This is a genomic window from Kitasatospora paranensis, from assembly GCF_039544005.1.
Taxonomy (GTDB): domain Bacteria; phylum Actinomycetota; class Actinomycetes; order Streptomycetales; family Streptomycetaceae; genus Kitasatospora; species Kitasatospora paranensis.
The window spans coordinates 2,589,257-2,605,258 of the sequence record NZ_BAABKV010000001.1 but is presented as its reverse complement, the minus strand read 5'-3'; the positions used below and the strand labels follow the sequence as shown (position 1 = coordinate 2,605,258).

The 16,002-nt window shown below is 75.6% G+C and carries 11 protein-coding genes and 2 pseudogenes; 7 read left to right on the top strand and 6 right to left on the bottom strand.

Annotated elements, in window-relative coordinates; all coding sequences use genetic code 11:
- Positions 1–37: 37 nt before the first annotated feature.
- Positions 38–976: a hypothetical protein gene (locus ABEB13_RS12780; RefSeq protein ID WP_345705607.1), complete on the top strand. Its 939-nt coding sequence runs from the start codon at positions 38–40 to the stop codon at positions 974–976.
- Positions 977–985: 9 nt separating this feature from the next.
- Here ABEB13_RS12780 and ABEB13_RS12775 read toward each other — a convergent pair whose 3' ends face one another.
- Together ABEB13_RS12775 and ABEB13_RS12770 are read right to left on the bottom strand one after the other, a co-directional pair.
- Positions 986–2,371, bottom strand: a complete 1,386-nt coding sequence (locus ABEB13_RS12775; RefSeq protein WP_345705606.1) for a phytoene desaturase family protein — start codon at positions 2,369–2,371, stop codon at positions 986–988.
- Between the two features lie 32 nt (positions 2,372–2,403).
- A complete protein-coding gene (locus ABEB13_RS12770; RefSeq protein WP_345705605.1) occupies positions 2,404–3,015 on the bottom strand; it encodes a DUF4126 domain-containing protein in 612 nt (203 codons plus the stop codon).
- Positions 3,016–3,576: 561 nt separating this feature from the next.
- On the opposite strand from ABEB13_RS12770, the pseudogene ABEB13_RS12765 reads away from it, so the two are divergent.
- The 3 genes and pseudogenes from ABEB13_RS12765 to ABEB13_RS12755 form a co-directional block, all read left to right on the top strand.
- Positions 3,577–4,143, top strand: a pseudogene (locus ABEB13_RS12765) (SAV_6107 family HEPN domain-containing protein); the annotation flags it as partial.
- An 88-nt stretch (positions 4,144–4,231) separates the two neighbouring features.
- Positions 4,232–4,984: a methyltransferase domain-containing protein gene (locus tag ABEB13_RS12760; RefSeq protein ID WP_345705604.1), complete on the top strand. Its 753-nt coding sequence runs from the start codon at positions 4,232–4,234 to the stop codon at positions 4,982–4,984.
- A gap of 583 nt (positions 4,985–5,567) precedes the next feature.
- A complete protein-coding gene (locus ABEB13_RS12755; RefSeq protein WP_100890652.1) occupies positions 5,568–5,951 on the top strand; it encodes a DUF3040 domain-containing protein in 384 nt (127 codons plus the stop codon).
- A gap of 70 nt (positions 5,952–6,021) precedes the next feature.
- Here ABEB13_RS12755 and ABEB13_RS12750 read toward each other — a convergent pair whose 3' ends face one another.
- From ABEB13_RS12750 to ABEB13_RS12735, 4 genes and pseudogenes are all read right to left on the bottom strand, one after another.
- Complete coding sequence (locus ABEB13_RS12750) at positions 6,022–8,445, bottom strand: transglutaminase TgpA family protein (protein WP_345705603.1); 2,424 nt, start codon at positions 8,443–8,445, stop codon at positions 6,022–6,024.
- Positions 8,442–9,761, bottom strand: coding sequence for a DUF58 domain-containing protein (locus ABEB13_RS12745; protein ID WP_345705602.1), 1,320 nt, complete (start codon positions 9,759–9,761; stop codon positions 8,442–8,444). Before ABEB13_RS12745 ends, ABEB13_RS12750 begins: the two co-directional genes overlap by 4 nt.
- 1 nt (position 9,762) lies before the next feature.
- Positions 9,763–10,712, bottom strand: a pseudogene (locus tag ABEB13_RS12740) (AAA family ATPase).
- Between the two features lie 387 nt (positions 10,713–11,099).
- Positions 11,100–11,639 (bottom strand): beta-class carbonic anhydrase, encoded by a 540-nt coding sequence (locus tag ABEB13_RS12735; RefSeq protein WP_345705601.1) that lies wholly within the window; start codon positions 11,637–11,639, stop codon positions 11,100–11,102.
- Between the two features lie 552 nt (positions 11,640–12,191).
- Here ABEB13_RS12735 and rsmH point away from each other — a divergent pair.
- The 3 genes from rsmH to ABEB13_RS12720 all read left to right on the top strand — a co-directional run bounded on the left by rsmH (position 12,192) and on the right by ABEB13_RS12720 (position 15,888).
- Positions 12,192–13,160: a 16S rRNA (cytosine(1402)-N(4))-methyltransferase RsmH gene (gene rsmH / locus ABEB13_RS12730; RefSeq protein ID WP_345705600.1), complete on the top strand. Its 969-nt coding sequence runs from the start codon at positions 12,192–12,194 to the stop codon at positions 13,158–13,160.
- Positions 13,161–13,343: 183 nt separating this feature from the next.
- Positions 13,344–13,772 carry a cell division protein FtsL gene (gene ftsL / locus ABEB13_RS12725; RefSeq protein WP_345705599.1) on the top strand — a complete coding sequence of 143 codons (429 nt, stop codon included), beginning with the start codon at positions 13,344–13,346 and terminating at the stop codon, positions 13,770–13,772.
- Positions 13,773–13,995: 223 nt separating this feature from the next.
- Entirely contained in the window at positions 13,996–15,888 is a 1,893-nt protein-coding gene (locus ABEB13_RS12720) for a peptidoglycan D,D-transpeptidase FtsI family protein (RefSeq protein WP_380233424.1), read from the top strand.
- The last annotated feature ends 114 nt before the right edge of the window (positions 15,889–16,002 follow it).

Below are 16,002 nucleotides of genomic sequence, written 5' to 3'. Positions count from 1 at the left end.
GCCCGCACACGCGGCCGCGCCACTGGAGGTAGCAGGGATGGGCATCGGACACCTGCTGCTGGACACCGCGTTGGCGGTCGTCGCCCTCTGGCTGGCCGCCGAACTCCTGCTGCAGAACCGCGCCCCGGTGGTCTGGCGCGCCGCGGCCCTGGCCGGCTTCCTCACCGTCGTCGCCGGCATGCAACTGCAGTCGGTGCTGGTCATAGGCGTCGGTGCGGCCGCCTTCGCGCTCGGCCAGGCCTTCGTCACCCTCTCCGTCAAGCGGGGCGCCGTCGCCGGCTGGTCGCTGCGCACGGCCGACGGCGGCCTGCCCGGCCCGCTCGCCCGGGTTCCGCTGCTCAGCGCGGCCACCGGCAGTACCGGCGCACCGGCCCCGGCCGCCCCCGCCGCGACCGTCGGCGTCGTCGGACCGGTCGAGCCCGAGGAGCCCGGCGCCGGCTTCGAGGAGGTCGAGGAGATCGCCGCGGACGGTGTCTACACCGATGACCCGCTCACCGCCTCCTACGGGGACGAGCCGTGGGCCCGGCAGCCCGAGCCCGGCCACCAGGACGCCTACGCCCAGCAGCAGTACACCCAGCAGCAGTACGCCCAGGCCCCGTACGGGCAGGACGCCTACGCCCAGCAGTACACCCAGCAGCAGTACACCCAGCAGCAGTACACGCAGCAGCAGTACGCCCAGGCCCAGTACGGGCAGCCGGAGTACGACCAGCAGCAGTACGCGCAGGCCCAGTACGCGCAGCAGCAGTACGCGCAGGCCCCCTACGCGCAGGACCCGTACGCGGCCTACGGCCAGTACCAGGACCCGTACGCCGCCCAGCAGCAGGCGCACCAGCAGGCCGCCGACCAGCAGCAGGCGTACCAGCAGGCCGCCGACCAGCAGTGGGCCCAGCAGCAGGCCTACCAGCAGCCGCAGCCGGTGGTGCCGCAGCAGGCCGTCCACCAGCAGCCGGCCTGGGACTACCAGCAGCAGGGCTGACCCGGCGCGTCAGGCCGGGCCGATCAGGCCCGCCGTGATCGAGGCCGACATGCCGACCCGGGCGAGCCCGCCGCCCGGGTGGGCGCCGCCGCCGATCCGGTACAGACCCGGGGTACCGGTCGCGTTCGGCGGGTTGAGCGTGCCGCCCGCCAGCGACGGGACGGGCACCCGCCCGGTCGCCCGCACCTCGCGCCACAGCACCCGCTCCCGCAGGTCGATCCCGGCCGCGGCCACGTGGTCGAGCAACTGCCCGGCGTAGGCGTCCAGGTCGTCCTCGGGGCGGACGGCGCAGGTGACGGTGAGGCTGACCGCCTCGTGGTCGGCGTCCGGCACCAGCGCCGGGTCGTCGGGCCGCAGCACCTGCACGGTCGGGCCGTCCGGGACGCTCTCCCCGTGGATCAGAGCCTCCGCCTCCCACGCCGGGTCGGCGGCGTGCACGACCGTGCGGTGCACGGTGCCGGCCGGCCGCGCTCCGCGCAGCGCCAGCAGCACCGTGACCCGTCCCGGCCCGCCGGGCCGGCCGCTCCCGCCGAGCCCCGGATCGGCGGAGGAGGACAGCACCGCGTCCGCGTCGATCCGCCCGCCGTCCGCGGTCGCCACCCCGCACGCCCGGCCCTCCTCGGTCAGCACCCGCGTCACCCGGGTGCCGAAGCGGAACTCCACCCGGCGCTGCTCGCAGCGCCGGTGCACCGCATCGGCCAGCGCCCGCATGCCGCCCTGCACGTACCAGACCCCGAAGGACTGCTCCATGTACGGCAGCACGGTCGCGCCCGCCGGTGCGTCCGGCGCCAGCCCGTGCCGGGTGGCGTACTCGGTGAGCAGCGCGGTCGGGCCCGGACGCCCGCCGAGCTCGCGGCGGGCGACATCGGCCAGGGTGTAGCCGCCCTGCGGCAGCCACTTCCCGAGGCCGCGCCGGGCCGGCCGCGGGTACGGGTCGGCGAGCCGGCCCTCGGGCAGCGGCTCCTCCAGCAGCGGCCGGCGGGTGGCCTCCCAGACCGCCCGGCCGCGGTTGACGACCTCGCCCCACCGCTCACCGGACCCGGCGCCGAACGCCTCGTCCAGGGCCCGTGCGACACCGCCCCGGGAGGCGTTCGGCAGCACCAGGGACGTGCCGTCCGGGAACACGTGCCGGCTCTCCGGGTCGACCGGTGCGAGGTCGACCAGCTCCTCCAGCGGCTCCCGGCCGGTCTTCAGTGCCAGATCCCGGTAGACGGCGGGCAGCGTCAGCAGACCCGGGCCGGTGTCGAACGCGAAGCCGTCCCGCTCGTACCGCCCGACCATGCCGCCGTACGTCGGCCCGGCCTCGCACACCGTCACCGAGTGCCCGAGGGTGCCGAGCCGAGCCGCGGCCGCGAGCCCGCCCATACCTGCGCCGATGATGACGATCCGTGCCATGGGGGCTGATCCTACGGGCCGCCCCGCCGCCCTCAGAACTGCGGCTGGACCGCCCCCGCCGTGCGGGCCGCCCGGCGCTCGCGCCGCCGCTGCAGGAAGCGCCGGATCCTCGACACCGCGAACCAGACCAGCAGCACCCCGGCCGCCAGCAGCACCGCGGCACCCGACGCGGCCAGCCACGGGTGGAAGATCGCCAGGGTGACCAGGCCGGCCACCGAGAAGTCCTCCAGCAGGCTGATCACGATGTTCGAGGCGGGCTCCGGCGAGGTGTTCACGGCCATCCGCAACGAGGCCTTGATCCCGTGGCTGACCAGCGCGGTCGAGCCGCCCAGCGCGCCGGCCGCGACCTCGCCGAGCGAACCCGGGTCGTGCGAGGCCAGCAGCGCGCCGACCACCGCGCCCGCCGCCGGACGGATCGCCGTGTGGATCGCGTCCCAGACGGTGTCCACGTACGGGATCTTGTCGGCCACCGCCTCGCACAGGAACAGCACCGTGGCGGCGATCAGCACGTCCGTCCGCTCCAGCACCGGCGGTACCGTGTCCGCCCCGCCGAAGCGCCCGAACAGGCCGAGCAGCATCACCACCGCGTAGGCGTTGACACCGCTCGCCCATCCGCTGGTGAAGATCAACGGGATGACGTTCAACTCTGCTCCCCTCCGGCCGTGCCCGCCCGTGCTCCGGGCGACCGGACGTACCGTTCCGGCGCTGTCAGGACGCGGGGCGCGGCCGGACGGTTCCATGGTCCGGCATCGGAGGGCAAACCTGAGTACGGATACTCAGATCCACGGATGAGTAGCCCGACGGATGGCCCTCGACCTGCGGGATTCGGCAGAGTGGGGGATGCCGGGAGGAGCGTTTGCGAGGGCGCTCCCCGGCGAGCGACCGGGTCCGCCCGCCGCCCCTGGGGGAGCGGCGGCACGGCCCCGGTCACCGCACGGGCCGACACGGGCCGCGCACCGCCGACACGGGGCGGCGGAGCGCGGCGCGGGGGGACGGCCCGACGGGGAGACCGGTGCCCCGCGGCACCGGTGGACGTGCGGGGCGGCAGCGCCCGGCCGGACGGCGACGGGGGTGTCGCACCGGCCCGGGGCGGCCGCCCCCGCTGCGTCCGCACCCGCGACCACCCGGGATTGTCAGTGCCGGTTGCCACGCTGGAGGGGCACGGGTCGTCCGGCCCGGGCACCCGCATCGGACCGGGGGACACCATGACCATCAGCCGTCCCGAGCGCGTCACCCGCCACCCTGTCGCCGACACCCTGCCCACCGCCGACCGCAGCGGGGGCCACGGGGCCCCCGAGCAGCGCACCGGGCCCGCCTCGGACGTCCACCCCGTGCTGCGCCGCGTCGGCGCCCCGCCCGGCGCCCTCGACCTGCTCCGCCAGGCGCACCGCACCCTCACCGCGGCCCGCAGCAGCCCCGACCCGCTGGAGCGGTACGCCACCGCCCACCTGGCCGCGCTCCGCACCACCGCTGCGGTGCTGGCCGTCCGAGGCCGGGCCGAGCGCAACCCGCGCCGCCGCCAGGCCATCCGCAGCGCCTGGGAACTGCTGCCCGAGGTGGCCCCCGAGCTCGCCGAGTGGGCCGTCTACTTCGCCGCCGGGGCCCGCCGCCGGGCCGCCGCCGAGGCCGGCATCCAAGGTGCCGCCGGCGCACGGGACGCCGACGACCTGATCCGCAACACCGGCCTGTACCTGCGGATCGTCGAGCGCCTGCTCGGCCTCGCCCCGGCCGTCCCGCAGCAGCCGTTACCCCTGGAGGGGACTGACCGCGGCCGGGCGCGCTGTCGCGGCCCGCGTTCCCGCTTGCCGGTCGGTCTAAGGTGGTGCCGTTCGGTGATCGACCCTGACGAGGAGCCCCGCCGTGTACCCGACGCGCCCCCGCAGTGCCCTGCGTACCGCCGTGGTCTGGGAGGTGGTGCGGGCCGCGCTGGAGCAGCGCGCCGCGGAGCTGGACCAGCCGGTCCTGGACGTCCTCGACACCGGTGGCGGCACCGGCAACTTCGCCGTACCGGTGGCCCGGCTCGGCCACCGCGTCACCGTGGTCGACCCGAGCCCCGACGCACTGTTCGCCCTGGAGCGCCGGGCCGCCGAGGCCGGCGTCACCGACCTGGTGCGGGCCGTCCAGGGCGACACCCAGACGCTGCCCGACCTCGTCCCGGCCGGCTCCGTCGACGCCGTGCTCTGCCACGGTGTCCTGGAGGTCGTCGACGACCCCGCCGAGGCCCTCGGCAGCCTTGCCGGCACCCTGCGCAAGGGTGGCCTGGTCAGCCTGCTCGCCGCCAACCGCAACGGCGCCGTGCTGGCCCGCGCGCTGGCCGGACACTTCGCCGAGGCCCGCACCGTGCTGGACGCCCCCGAGGGGCGCTGGGGTGCGGGCGACCCGATGCCGCGCCGCTTCACCGGCGAGGAGCTCGGCCGGCTGGCCGCCGACGCCGGCCTGCGGGTGCAGTCCGTGCACGGCGTACGGGTCTTCGCCGACCTCGTCCCCGGCGTGCTGGTGGACACCGAGCCCGGCGCCCAGGAGGCGCTGCTCCAGCTGGAGCGCGCCGCCTCCGAGCAGCCCGCCTTCCACGCCGTGGCCACCCAGCTCCACGTCCTCGCCGCCCTGCTCTGACACCCGCCGACCCCGGGGCGGGGACACCCCGCCCCGAGCCGAAGGCCCGGGACGACCGAGCGGAGTGGGGAACCGGGCGGGTGGGAGAGGCTGGGCTGCTGCCCTGCCGCCGCGCGCAGTTCCCCGCGCCCTTGGTGGTGGACCCGCCACAGGAGGCTCCCGCTCCGAGCCGAAGGGCGCGCCGGTGCCGAAAGGGAGGCGCGAGGGAGCGACGCAGGAGCGAGGGAGAAACGACCGTCGGCGCCGGGTTCGAGCGCCCGGAGGCGAGCGGGCGACAGGACAGCAGCAACGACCGTCGGCACCGGGCCAGAGCGCCCGGAGGCGAGCGGGCGACAGTACAGCCTGCGGTGATTCCGAACTCCCGGGCACTTGTGCGGCCGGCGGAGCGTTGCAGGGATGCGGGAGCGCCGGGACGTGGCCCACGGCACGTGCCGTTGACCATCCCGAACGCGGCCCGCGGACCGTATGATCTGGGTAAAGCCGGAAAGCATGACACCCGAGCGCTTGGGGCATATTGGCCACACAGGGCCGGGCCGGGGGTTGGCGGACCGGTCGCCCCGCGACCGACGAGTAGGAGGACTCCGTGCCGCTCTCGGAGCACGAGCAGCGACTGCTCGAGCAGATGGAGCGAGCGCTGTACGCCGAAGATCCCAAATTCGCGTCGGCGCTTGAGGGAACCGGGCTGCGCACCTACACCCGCCGGCGGGTCTATCTGGCCGTCGCGGGGTTCGTGGTCGGGATCGGCCTCCTCATGGGAGGCATGGTCGCCCAGCTGATCTGGCTGAGCGTGATCGGGTTCCTGGTGATGCTGGGCTGCGCCGTCCTTGCCGTCACCGGCTGGAGGCGCGGCGCACTGGGCCAGGGTGCCGGGCCGAAACCGGCCCCGGCGCCACGCCGTAAGGCCAACGTCATGGATCGTATGGAACAGCGGTGGCAGCGCCGCAGGGACGAGCACGACGGCATGTAGCGGTCGTCGCAGAGCGGGGCCCGGGGCGGGCGGTTCACACGAACCGCCCGCCCCGGGCCGTTCCCGGCCGTCAGTCCTTCGGGCCCCGCCGCAGCACCCGCCGCGTCGCCCCGGCCACCGCGTCGCCCACCCGGCCGGCGCGCTCGCGCAGCCCGTCGCGCACCGCCGCGACCCGGTCCGCAGCCCGCCACCACAGCCGCGCCGTGGACGGCGGCAGCACGACGGACCGCAGCCGCCCGTAGCGCCCCGCGGAGGCCAGCAGGCCCTGCCGGGCCGCCCGCACGTCCGCACCCAGCGGCGCCTGCGGTCCCAGCTCGCGGGCGTACAGCACCTGCTCGGTGGCGAGCGCGACCCGGCCGGCCGCGGCCCGGGCCGTGTCGTCCAGCCCGCCGAGCTCGGCGAGCCGGGCGACCGCCCGGCGCGGGCTGCTCGCCTCGTCCGGCGGGATGCCGAGGTCCCACGCGGAGTCCACCAGCTCCTGCCAGGCGGCCAGCACCTGCGCCTCGGTCAGCTCGACCCGTTCGGCACCGGCCAGGTGCCGTCCCGCGCCCAGCCGCCGGCGGCGCAGCCGCGCCCGCCAGAGCGCCGGTACGGCGAGGACCAGCAGGGCCAGGCCGACCAGCGCGTACGCCGCCAGTGCCCGCCACGACAGCCACCAGGCGTCCTGGTGGCTCACCGGGGCCGCGGCGGCCTGCTGGTCGCCGCAGTCCCCGAGCCGGCGGCCCTGCGCCCCGCAGCTGCTGCCGGCGCTCGGACCACCGGACGCGTCGTCGGTCGGGGCGCTGCTGGGGGCGGCCGTGGTCTGCCCGGGAGCCGGGGTGTCCTGCCCGTGCGTGTAGCTGGGCGCCACCGCGCCCTGCCCGGCGGACGGGGTCGGCTCGAAGCGCACCCAGCCCACGCCGCCGAAGTACAGCTCCGGCCAGGCGTGGTAGTTGGTCGACCGCACCACGTACCCGCCGCCGGACGCGGCGCTGCCCGGGGTGAACCCGATCGCCACCCGGGCCGGGATGCCCAGGCTGCGCGACATCGCGGCCATGGTGGCGGCGAAGTGCACGCAGAAGCCCGTCCGGTCGTGCAGGAACTTCACGATCGCGTTGGACCCGGTGCCCGCCTCGACGGTGGTGCTGTAGTGGAACTCCGAGGAGGTGAACCAGCTCTGGAGCGCGACCGCCCGGTCGAAGGCGTTGTCCTTCCCGGCGGTGACCTGGGCGGCCGTCCGGGCGACCTCCTGGGGCAGCGTGTCCGGCAGCGCGAGGTACCGGGTGGCGATGTCCTGCGGGGCAGGGGCGGCCGAGCGCAGCTGTTCGGCGGTGGGCTGCACCTCCAGGCTGGTCACCTGGTACTTCAGGCCGTTGGTCTTCTGGCCCTTGGCACCGACCAGGGAGCGGGTGTCCGGCTCGTAGCTCCAGGCGCCGCCCACCGACACCCGCTGCGCCGGGTACGGCATCGGCAGCCAGTCCGTCCGCAGGTTGTCGGAGATGTCGATGTCGGTGCGGGCCTGCGCGGACGCGACGGCGGCGGACAGCTCGGCGTCCTCGGGCAGCGGGTCCGTCCGGGGCTGGAGGTGCTGCTGGGAGGCGCGCCACTCGACGCCGTCGAAGTCGTCCAGCGCGCCGATCCGCAGGTACATCTCGGGGGCGCCGCTCGCGTCCGTCCGGTAGTGCAGCAGGTCGACCGGTTCGGTGCGGTGCAGGCTGTCGGTCAGCGCCACCACCGGGTTGAGCGAGGTGACCCGGCCGCCCGATCCGCTGCCGACGCCGCTGCCCCCGCCGATGCCGCCGACCAGGCCGAGGCCGGCCTGCGGCAGGAACGCGGGCACGGCCAGCGCGAGCACCAGGGCGATCAGCCCCACCCGGTGGCCGCTGTGCACCGGGGCGTTGGTGGAGGAGCGGCCGGTGCCGCTGAACACCCGCCCCCAGCGCGACAGCCGGTCCTGGCCCTCCGCGCGCAGCAGCAGCAGGTAGCCGGCGGCGGCCGGCACGAACCAGATCCAGGCCGTCCCGGCCGCCCCGGCGAGCCCGCAGCCGACGGAGTACAGGGCGAGCAGCGGCAGCCCGGCCGCGGCGGCCCGCCGGTGGGTCACCGCCAGCGCGTCCACCAAAACGGCGATCAGCCCGACCGAGGCGCTCAGCACCAGCCGCAGCCCGGGGGTGGCCGGGGCGGGCACGGCGTACTGCGACAGGTCGGTGCCGGCCGAGACCAGCAGGCTGTTGACCGCGTCCAGGGCCCGGCTGCCGGGCACAACGCCCCAGGCCAGTGCGGTGTTCACCGAGGTGAACAGCACCGCGTAGACCAGCACGAGCACCTGGAGCGGGGTGACGCACCAGCTCGGCAGGGCCAGCCGGCGCAGCGCGGCGCCCGCTCCGGCCACCACCGCGATCAGCAGGAAGGCCTGCGCCAGCCAGCCGTTCGTGGTCAGCAGGGGGGTCAGGCACAGGGTGGTGAGCGCGGTGGCGGCGGCCGCGCAGAGCGTCAACTTGGCCCGGGTGGTCACGCGCCGACCTCGTCTCGGTAGGGGCTGGACTGGTCGGTGGGGTCGGCCGAGCGCCACAGCTCGGGCAGCGAGTCGCCGGCCCGGGCGGCCAGCACCGTCCATCCGGCCCGGCGCAGCACCCGCTGCTGCTCGGCGAAGGCCTCGTCCGGCTCGTTCGGCAGGATGTGCCGCAGGCCGGCCCAGGTGGCGGTGTCCAGCAGCACGACGACCGCGCCGGCGGCCCGCCGCCGCAGCCGGGTCAGCCGCTCCAACTGCTCGTCGTCGAGCGCGCCGACGACGGCCACCAGCAGGCCCTCGCCGCCGCGCAGCACCTCCTCGGCGCGGCCCAGGCCGCCGCCGTCGGAGTGCTCGACGACGGCGAGCTCGTCGAGCAGCAGCCCGCTCGCCTCGGCGGGGGTGGCGCCGACGGTGCTGCCCGGCGCGGGCGCGGTCAGGCCGGTGTCGGTGATCAGCCGGGTGCGGTAGCCGCGCCCGACCAGATGGGTGCCGACGGAGGCGGCGCAGCCGACCGCCCACTCGAAGGAGGACGCCGGACCGCTGCCGCGGTGCGCGGTCTCCCGGGTGTCGAGCAGCACCGCGGCGCGCGCCTTCAGCGGCTGCTCCTCGCGGCGGACCATCAGCTCGCCGTAGCGGGCGGTCGACTTCCAGTGCACCCGGCGCAGGTCGTCGCCGTGGCGGTACTCGCGCGGGATGACGTCGTCGTCGCCGGCCAGGGCCAGCGCCCGGGCGCTGGTGTCACCGTGCCCCGCCCGCTCGCCGGGCAGCCGGACGGGCGGCAGCACCTGCACCTGGGGCACGACGGTGAGCACGTCCGAGGCGGCGAACGAGCGGTGCAGCTCGCACATCCCGAACGGGTCGGACAGCCGCAGCTGGAGCGGCCCGAGCGGGTAGCGCCCGCGCAGGTCGGAGCGGACCCGGTAGGAGACCTCGCGGTGCCCGCGGGCCTCCACCCGGTCCAGCACGAAGCGGGGCCGCGGTCCGAGCACGTAGGGGACCTTGTCCTCCAGCAGCAGCACGCCGGTGGGCACCCGGGACACGTTGTCGAGCCGCAGGTGGACCCGGGCCTCCTGGCCGGCCGGCGCGCGGTGCGGGCTCAGCCGCCGTCCGCCCGCCACCCGGTACCGGGTGCGCACCATCAGCAGGGCGGCCGCCACCGGCAGCGCCGCCAGCAGCACCCCGACCCGCAGCAGCGCGTCCTGCCCGAAGACGTACGCGCACAGCGACGCGGTGAGCCCGGCGGCCAGGAAGGACCTGCCGCGGGTGGTGAGGCCGCGCAGGCCCGCCCGAAGTCCGGAGGGGTTCTCGCCCGGGGCCACGTCAGCCGCGCCCCTGCGGACGGGGGATCGGCAGCCGCGCGACGAGGTCGAGGACGACCTGCTCGGCGGTGCGGCGGCTCAGCTGGGTCTCGGCGGTCGGCAGCAGCCGGTGCGCCAGGACGGGGACGGCCAGCGCCTGGATGTCGTCGGGCAGCACGTACTCGCGGCCGTCGAGGGCGGCCGCGGCGCGGGCGGCCCGCACCAGGTGCAGGGTGGCCCGGGGGAGGCGCCGAGCCGCAGTTCCGGGTGGTTGCGGGTGGCGGCGACCAGGTCGACCGCGTACCGGCGGACGGCGTCGGCGACGTGCACGGTGCGGACCAGCTCGATCAGCTTGAGGATGTCGGCGGCGTGCGCGACCGGCTGCAGGTCGTCCAGCGGGTTGGCGCCGGCGTGCACGTCGAGCATGGCGAACTCGGCGTCCGCGCTGGGGTAGCCGATCGAGACCCGGGCCATGAAGCGGTCGCGCTGGGCCTCCGGCAGCGGGTAGGTGCCCTCCATCTCGACCGGGTTCTGGGTGGCCACCACCATGAACGGGGACGGCAGCTCGTAGCTGGTGCCGTCGATGGTGACCTGGCGCTCCTCCATCGACTCCAGCAGCGCCGACTGGGTCTTCGGCGAGGCCCGGTTGATCTCGTCGCCGACCACGATCTGCGCGAAGATCGCGCCCGGCCGGAACTCGAAGTCGCGCTGGTGCTGGTCGAAGACGTTGGTGCCGGTCACGTCGGACGGCAGCAGGTCGGGGGTGAACTGGATCCGGCGCACCGTGCAGTCCACGGACTTCGCCAGGGCCTTGGCCAGCATCGTCTTGCCGACGCCGGGCACGTCCTCCAGCAGCAGGTGGCCCTCGGCGAGCAGGACGGTCAGGGCGATCCGGACGGCCTCGGGCTTGCCCTCGATGACGCTCTCCACCGAGGCGCGGATCCGCTCGGCCACGGTGCCGAGCTCCGCCAGCCCCGCGGGCCGTCTGGCCCCGAAGCCTTCGGAGGGCTTGGCAGCCCCCACCGCGCCCTGCGTGTTGTAGGTCGTCACCCGTTCGCTCCCATGTGGACCACTCGTACCGGCTCCTGGCCGGCCGGCTCCGATGCCGCGACGCCGGCCGGGCGTGCGGCTCCGGGAGGAGCGGCGCGGGCGGCGGGCGTTCGGCCAGGCTGCCGCGTGTGGTGCGGGGCCGGGCCGGCACCCGCATTCTTCCCTGTCGGGAGGCAGGAAGTCACTCGACCGGGCGACACGCGTGCAGTGTCCCGGTTCGTCCCCGCAGCGTCGGGGGTCGGGCGGGGCGGCCGGCGGAGGGAGGACCCGGACGGCGTCGGCCGGGTCCGGGACGGCGGACGGACGGGGTCAGACGACTTCCCTGAGCAGACCGGTGTGGACGTCGAAGACGAATCCGCGGACGTCCTCGGTGTGCGGCAGGAAGGGCGAGGTCCGCACCCGCTGGATCGACTGCCGGACGTCGCCGTCCAGGTCGACGAACGACTCCACCGCCCACTGCGGGCGCTGGCCGACCTCCAGCTCCAGCTCGCGGCGGAAGTCCTCGGTGAGACCGAGCAGCCCGCAGCCGGTGTGGTGGATCAGCGCGACCGAGCGGGTGCCCAGCGCGCGCTGGCTGATGGTCAGGGAGCGGATGGTGTCGTCGGTGACGACGCCGCCCGCGTTCCGGATGATGTGGGCGTCGCCGAGTTCGAGGCCGAGGGCGGCGAACAGGTCGAGGCGGGCGTCCATGCACGCCACCACGGCGACCTTCTGCACGGGGCGGGCGTCCATGCCGCCGTCGCGGAAGTCGACCGCGTACGCGCGGTTGGCCGCGACGAAGCGGTCGATGATGCCGGAGTCGGAGGTGGCAGCGGCGTTCGGCACGGGCCGGTCGGGAGTCACTGTCATGGTGATGAAGGTAATCGGATTTCCGCTGGTGCGGTGCGGCCCCGTGCCCGGCTGTGATCGAGTGCATACCGGCCCGCGTCCGGTCGGCGTGCCGATTGCCCCGTTCGTCCTGCTGTGTCCGGCGCGGGGCGCCGCACCGCGCGCCGCCCGGGTGCGACCCCGGCCCGCGCCCGCGACCTGCGGCGATCCATACCTCCGCCCGGGTGGTGAGCGGCCGGGGAACGTTGACTGGACGGGCCCGGGCGCTAGGCTGGCGACGCAGTGGAGCACAGCCCGTACGCACCGTCACCGCGCACCCCGCGGGCCGGCGGTGGGCCTGCGGACATCCGCAGCCTCCCGGTACGCAGCCCGCGGCCTCCACCCGCTCCCGTGCCTCCTGGCGCACCTTCCCCGGTGCCGGGCGGCCACTCCTTCCCCAGGCGAGCGGGCGGGGACCACGGGCTGCCGTGCTCCCCGGGCCCGGCCCGGTGCCGACGGGACGGGCCGGTGGGCGAGAATGGGCGCAGCCGCCCCGGTCAGGGCGGACGCACCGACGAAGGGCGCCACCGCGCGATGAGCAACGACACCCCGGCACCCAGGCACGTCCCGGTGATGCTCCAGCGCTGTGTGGACGCGCTGGCCCCGGCGATCTCGGCCCCCGGCGCGGTCGTGGTGGACGCCACCCTCGGCCTCGGCGGGCACAGCGAGGCGCTGCTGACGCAGTTCCCCGGGATCCGGCTGGTCGCGGTGGACCGCGACCCCGCCGCGCTGAAGCTCTCCGCCGAGCGGCTCGCCCCGTTCGGCGAGCGGGCCACCCTGGTGCACGCCGTGTACGACGAGATCCCGCAGGTCCTCGCCGACCTCGGGATCCCCGAGGTGCAGGGCGTGCTGTTCGACCTCGGCGTCTCCTCGATGCAGCTGGACGAGGCCGACCGCGGCTTCGCCTACGCCCAGGACGCGCCGCTCGACATGCGGATGGACCAGACCCGCGGGCTGAGCGCCGCCGAGGTGCTCAACACCTACAGCCACGGCGATCTCGCCCGGATCCTCAAGGTGTACGGCGAGGAGCGGTTCGCCGGGAAGATCGCCTCGGTGATCCTCCGCGAACGCGCCAAGGAACCGTTCACCACCAGCGCGCGTCTCGTGGAGTTGGTACGCAACGCCATCCCGGCGGCGACCAGGCGCACCGGCGGCAACCCGGCCAAGCGCACCTTCCAGGCCCTGCGGATCGAGGTCAACGGGGAGCTGGAGGTGCTCGACCGGGCCATCCCCGGCGCCCTGGACGCCCTCGCGGTCGGCGGGCGGATCGTGGTGATGTCCTACCAGTCCCTGGAGGACCGGCTGGTGAAGCAGTACCTTCAGGCCGGAGCGACCACCACCGCCCCGCCCGGGCTGCCGTTCGTACCCGAGGAGCTCCAGCCCTGGCTGAAGCTCCACACCCGCGGGGCCGAGCTGGCGACCGAGGAGGAGATCGAGGAGAACCGGCGCGCCGCACCTGTCCGGTTGCGCGTGGCGGAGAGGATCAGGGCGACCCGGGGCTGAGCCGGGCGGACGACACGAGGGAGAGTGCGGTGCCGGTGGCCGGCGGTGGGCCCCTCCTGCCCGTGGGCGGGCGGAGCGGGCGGGCCAGGGGAGCGGAGCTCTCCCCGGCCGGGGGGCGGAGCACGGATCACGGTACGGCCGAAGGCCCGTTCGGCACGGGGGCGGACGCCCTTCGCGGTGCTGATGGTGGTGCTCCTCTCGGCCGGACTGCTCGGCCTGCTGATGCTGAACACCGCGCTCAACGAGGGCTCCTTCGAGCTGTCCCGGCTGAAGAAGCAGACCACCGACCTCACCGACGAGCGCCAGGGCCTGCAGCGCCAGATCGACCGCAACGCCGCCCCCGACGCACTGGCCGAGCGGGCCCGGCAGCTCGGCATGCTGCCGGGCGGCGACCCGGTCTTCCTCCAGGACGACGGTTCGGTGCTCGGCCGGCCCGGGCCCGCCCCGTCCGGCCCGCCCGTCCGCCGGCCGGGCGGCGACCCGTCGCCGCAGCCGGCTCCCGCCCCGACGGACCCGGGCGGCACGCCCGCTCCGGACCCGTCCGCGGGCGGCGACGGCGGCGTGCAGATCGCCCCGGCCCCGCCGGCCACCACGCCGGGCGGTGCCCGGTGAGCACTCCCCGCAGGCCCCCGCACGGCTCCGGCGACCGGCGCCCGCAGCGCCCCGTCCGTCCGGGCGACGCGGCCCGGTCCGGCGCCGACCGGCCGCGCGCCCCCGTCCGCGCGGCGGCGAGACGCCGCGCCGGACGCAGGACCCGCGCCGCGCCGGCGGCCAGGCCCGGAACGCCGGCCCGGCCCGCCGCCCGCAGCGGCCGCCGGCCCGTCCGCAGCCGCGCATGATCGCGCTGGCCGATCCGCGCCGCCGCCTGCGGGTGGCCGGGATCGCCCTGGTGGTGGTGTTCGCGGTGTTCGCCGGCCGGCTCTTCCAGCTCCAGCTGCTGGACTCGCACGCGCTCGCCGCCGAGGCCGGCGCCAACCAGTACGTGCCCGTGGTGCTCTCCGCCGAGCGCGGCTCGATAACGGCCGCCGACGGCACCGTGCTCGCCACCACCGTGGACGCGTACGACATCACCGCCGACCCGACACTGTTCACCCCCGAGGCCACCAAGGTCCCGGACGCACCGGAGCAGGCCGCCGCGCTGCTCGCGCCGATGCTCGGCGTAGCCAAGGAGAAGCTCGCCGGCCTGCTGCACCTCAACCCGAAGAACCCGAAGAGCCGCTACGTGCTGCTCTCCGCCCGGCAGACCCCGGAGGTCAAGAACCAGATCTCGGACCTGCGGGCGGGCCTGGCCAAGCAGGCCGACAGCAAGGCCTGCCGCGCCCAGCGCCTGCTCCTCGCCAAGCCCGCCGACCAGGGCGGGCGCAGCTCGCTGGACGCGTCCTGCGCCAATCCGCTGGCCGGTGTGGTGTACGCGCCGAGCAAGCGGCGGGTCTACCCGGCCGCCGACCTGGCGGGCAACCTGGTGGGCTTCGTCAACTCCGAGGGCACCGGCACCGGCGGCCTGGAGCTCCAGTACGAGAAGGAGCTCGCGGGCAAGGACGGCCGTTCCACCTACGCCTCGGTGGGCGGCCGGATCGTGCCGAGCTCCGGCGGCAGCCAGCAGGACCCGGTACCCGGCGTCGACCTGCGGCTGACCCTCGACAAGGACATCCAGTGGGCGGCCCAGCGGGCGATCGGCGACCAGGTCGCCAACGCCGGCGCGGAGAAGGGCTACGTCGTCGTCCAGGACGTGCAGAGCGGGCGGATCCTGGCGATGGCCACCTCGCCCGGCCTGGACCCGAACAACCTGGCGTCGGCCCGGCCGGACCAGCTCGGCAACGCGGCCGTCCAGGACGCCTACGAGCCCGGCTCCACGGCCAAGCTGATGACCATGGCCGCCGTGCTGGACACCGGTTCGGCGCAGTGGGACACCCACGTCACGGTGCCGAACACCCTCCAGCGCTCGGACCGGGTGTTCCACGACGACGTCGACCACGAGACCTGGTACCTGACCCTGGCCGGCGTGCTGGCCAAGTCGTCCAACATCGGCACCATCGAGGCCGCCGAGCACCTCGGGAAGACCCAGGCCGAGTCCAACCAGGTGCTCGGCGGGTACCTGCAGAAGTTCGGCATCGGGCAGCCCAGCGGGCTGGGCTTCCCCGGCGAGACCCGGGGCATCCTGGCCAAGCCGCAGGACTGGAAGGGCTCGCAGCAGTACACCATCCCGTTCGGCCAGGGCCTGTCGGTGAACGCGCTGCAGGCCACCTCGGTCTTCTCCACCATCGCCAACGGCGGGGTGCGGGTGACGCCCAGCCTGGTGATGGGCACCACGGGGGCGGACGGCCGCTACACGCCCGCCGAGCCGGCCGCGCAGAGCCGGGTGGTGACGCCGGAGACGGCGAAGACGCTGACCGAGATGCTGGAGTCCGTCGTCACCGACGAGCAGGGCACCGGCAACGCGGCGAAGATCCCGGGCTACCGGGTGGCCGGCAAGACCGGCACCGCCAACCGGGTGGACCCGAGGACCGGCCGGTACTCCGGGTACACCGCCTCCTTCATCGGCTTCGCGCCGGCCGACAAGCCCCGGGTGACGGTGTCCTGCGTCATCCAGAACCCGGTCAACGGCCACTTCGGCGGCCAGCTGTGCGGCCCGGTGTTCAAGCAGGTGATGGAGTTCGCCCTCAAGACCCTGCGGGTCGCGCCGAGCGGAAGCGAGGCACCGAACCTGCCCGTCGACTGGAAGCCCTGATGAGCGAGACCCCCGACCGTCCGGACCGCCGCGGCAGCGGGCGGGCCCGCAGCAGCCCGGCGGCGGAGCCGATCCGACCCGGTTTGGCCCTGGGGCCCTTCGGCCGATACCCTG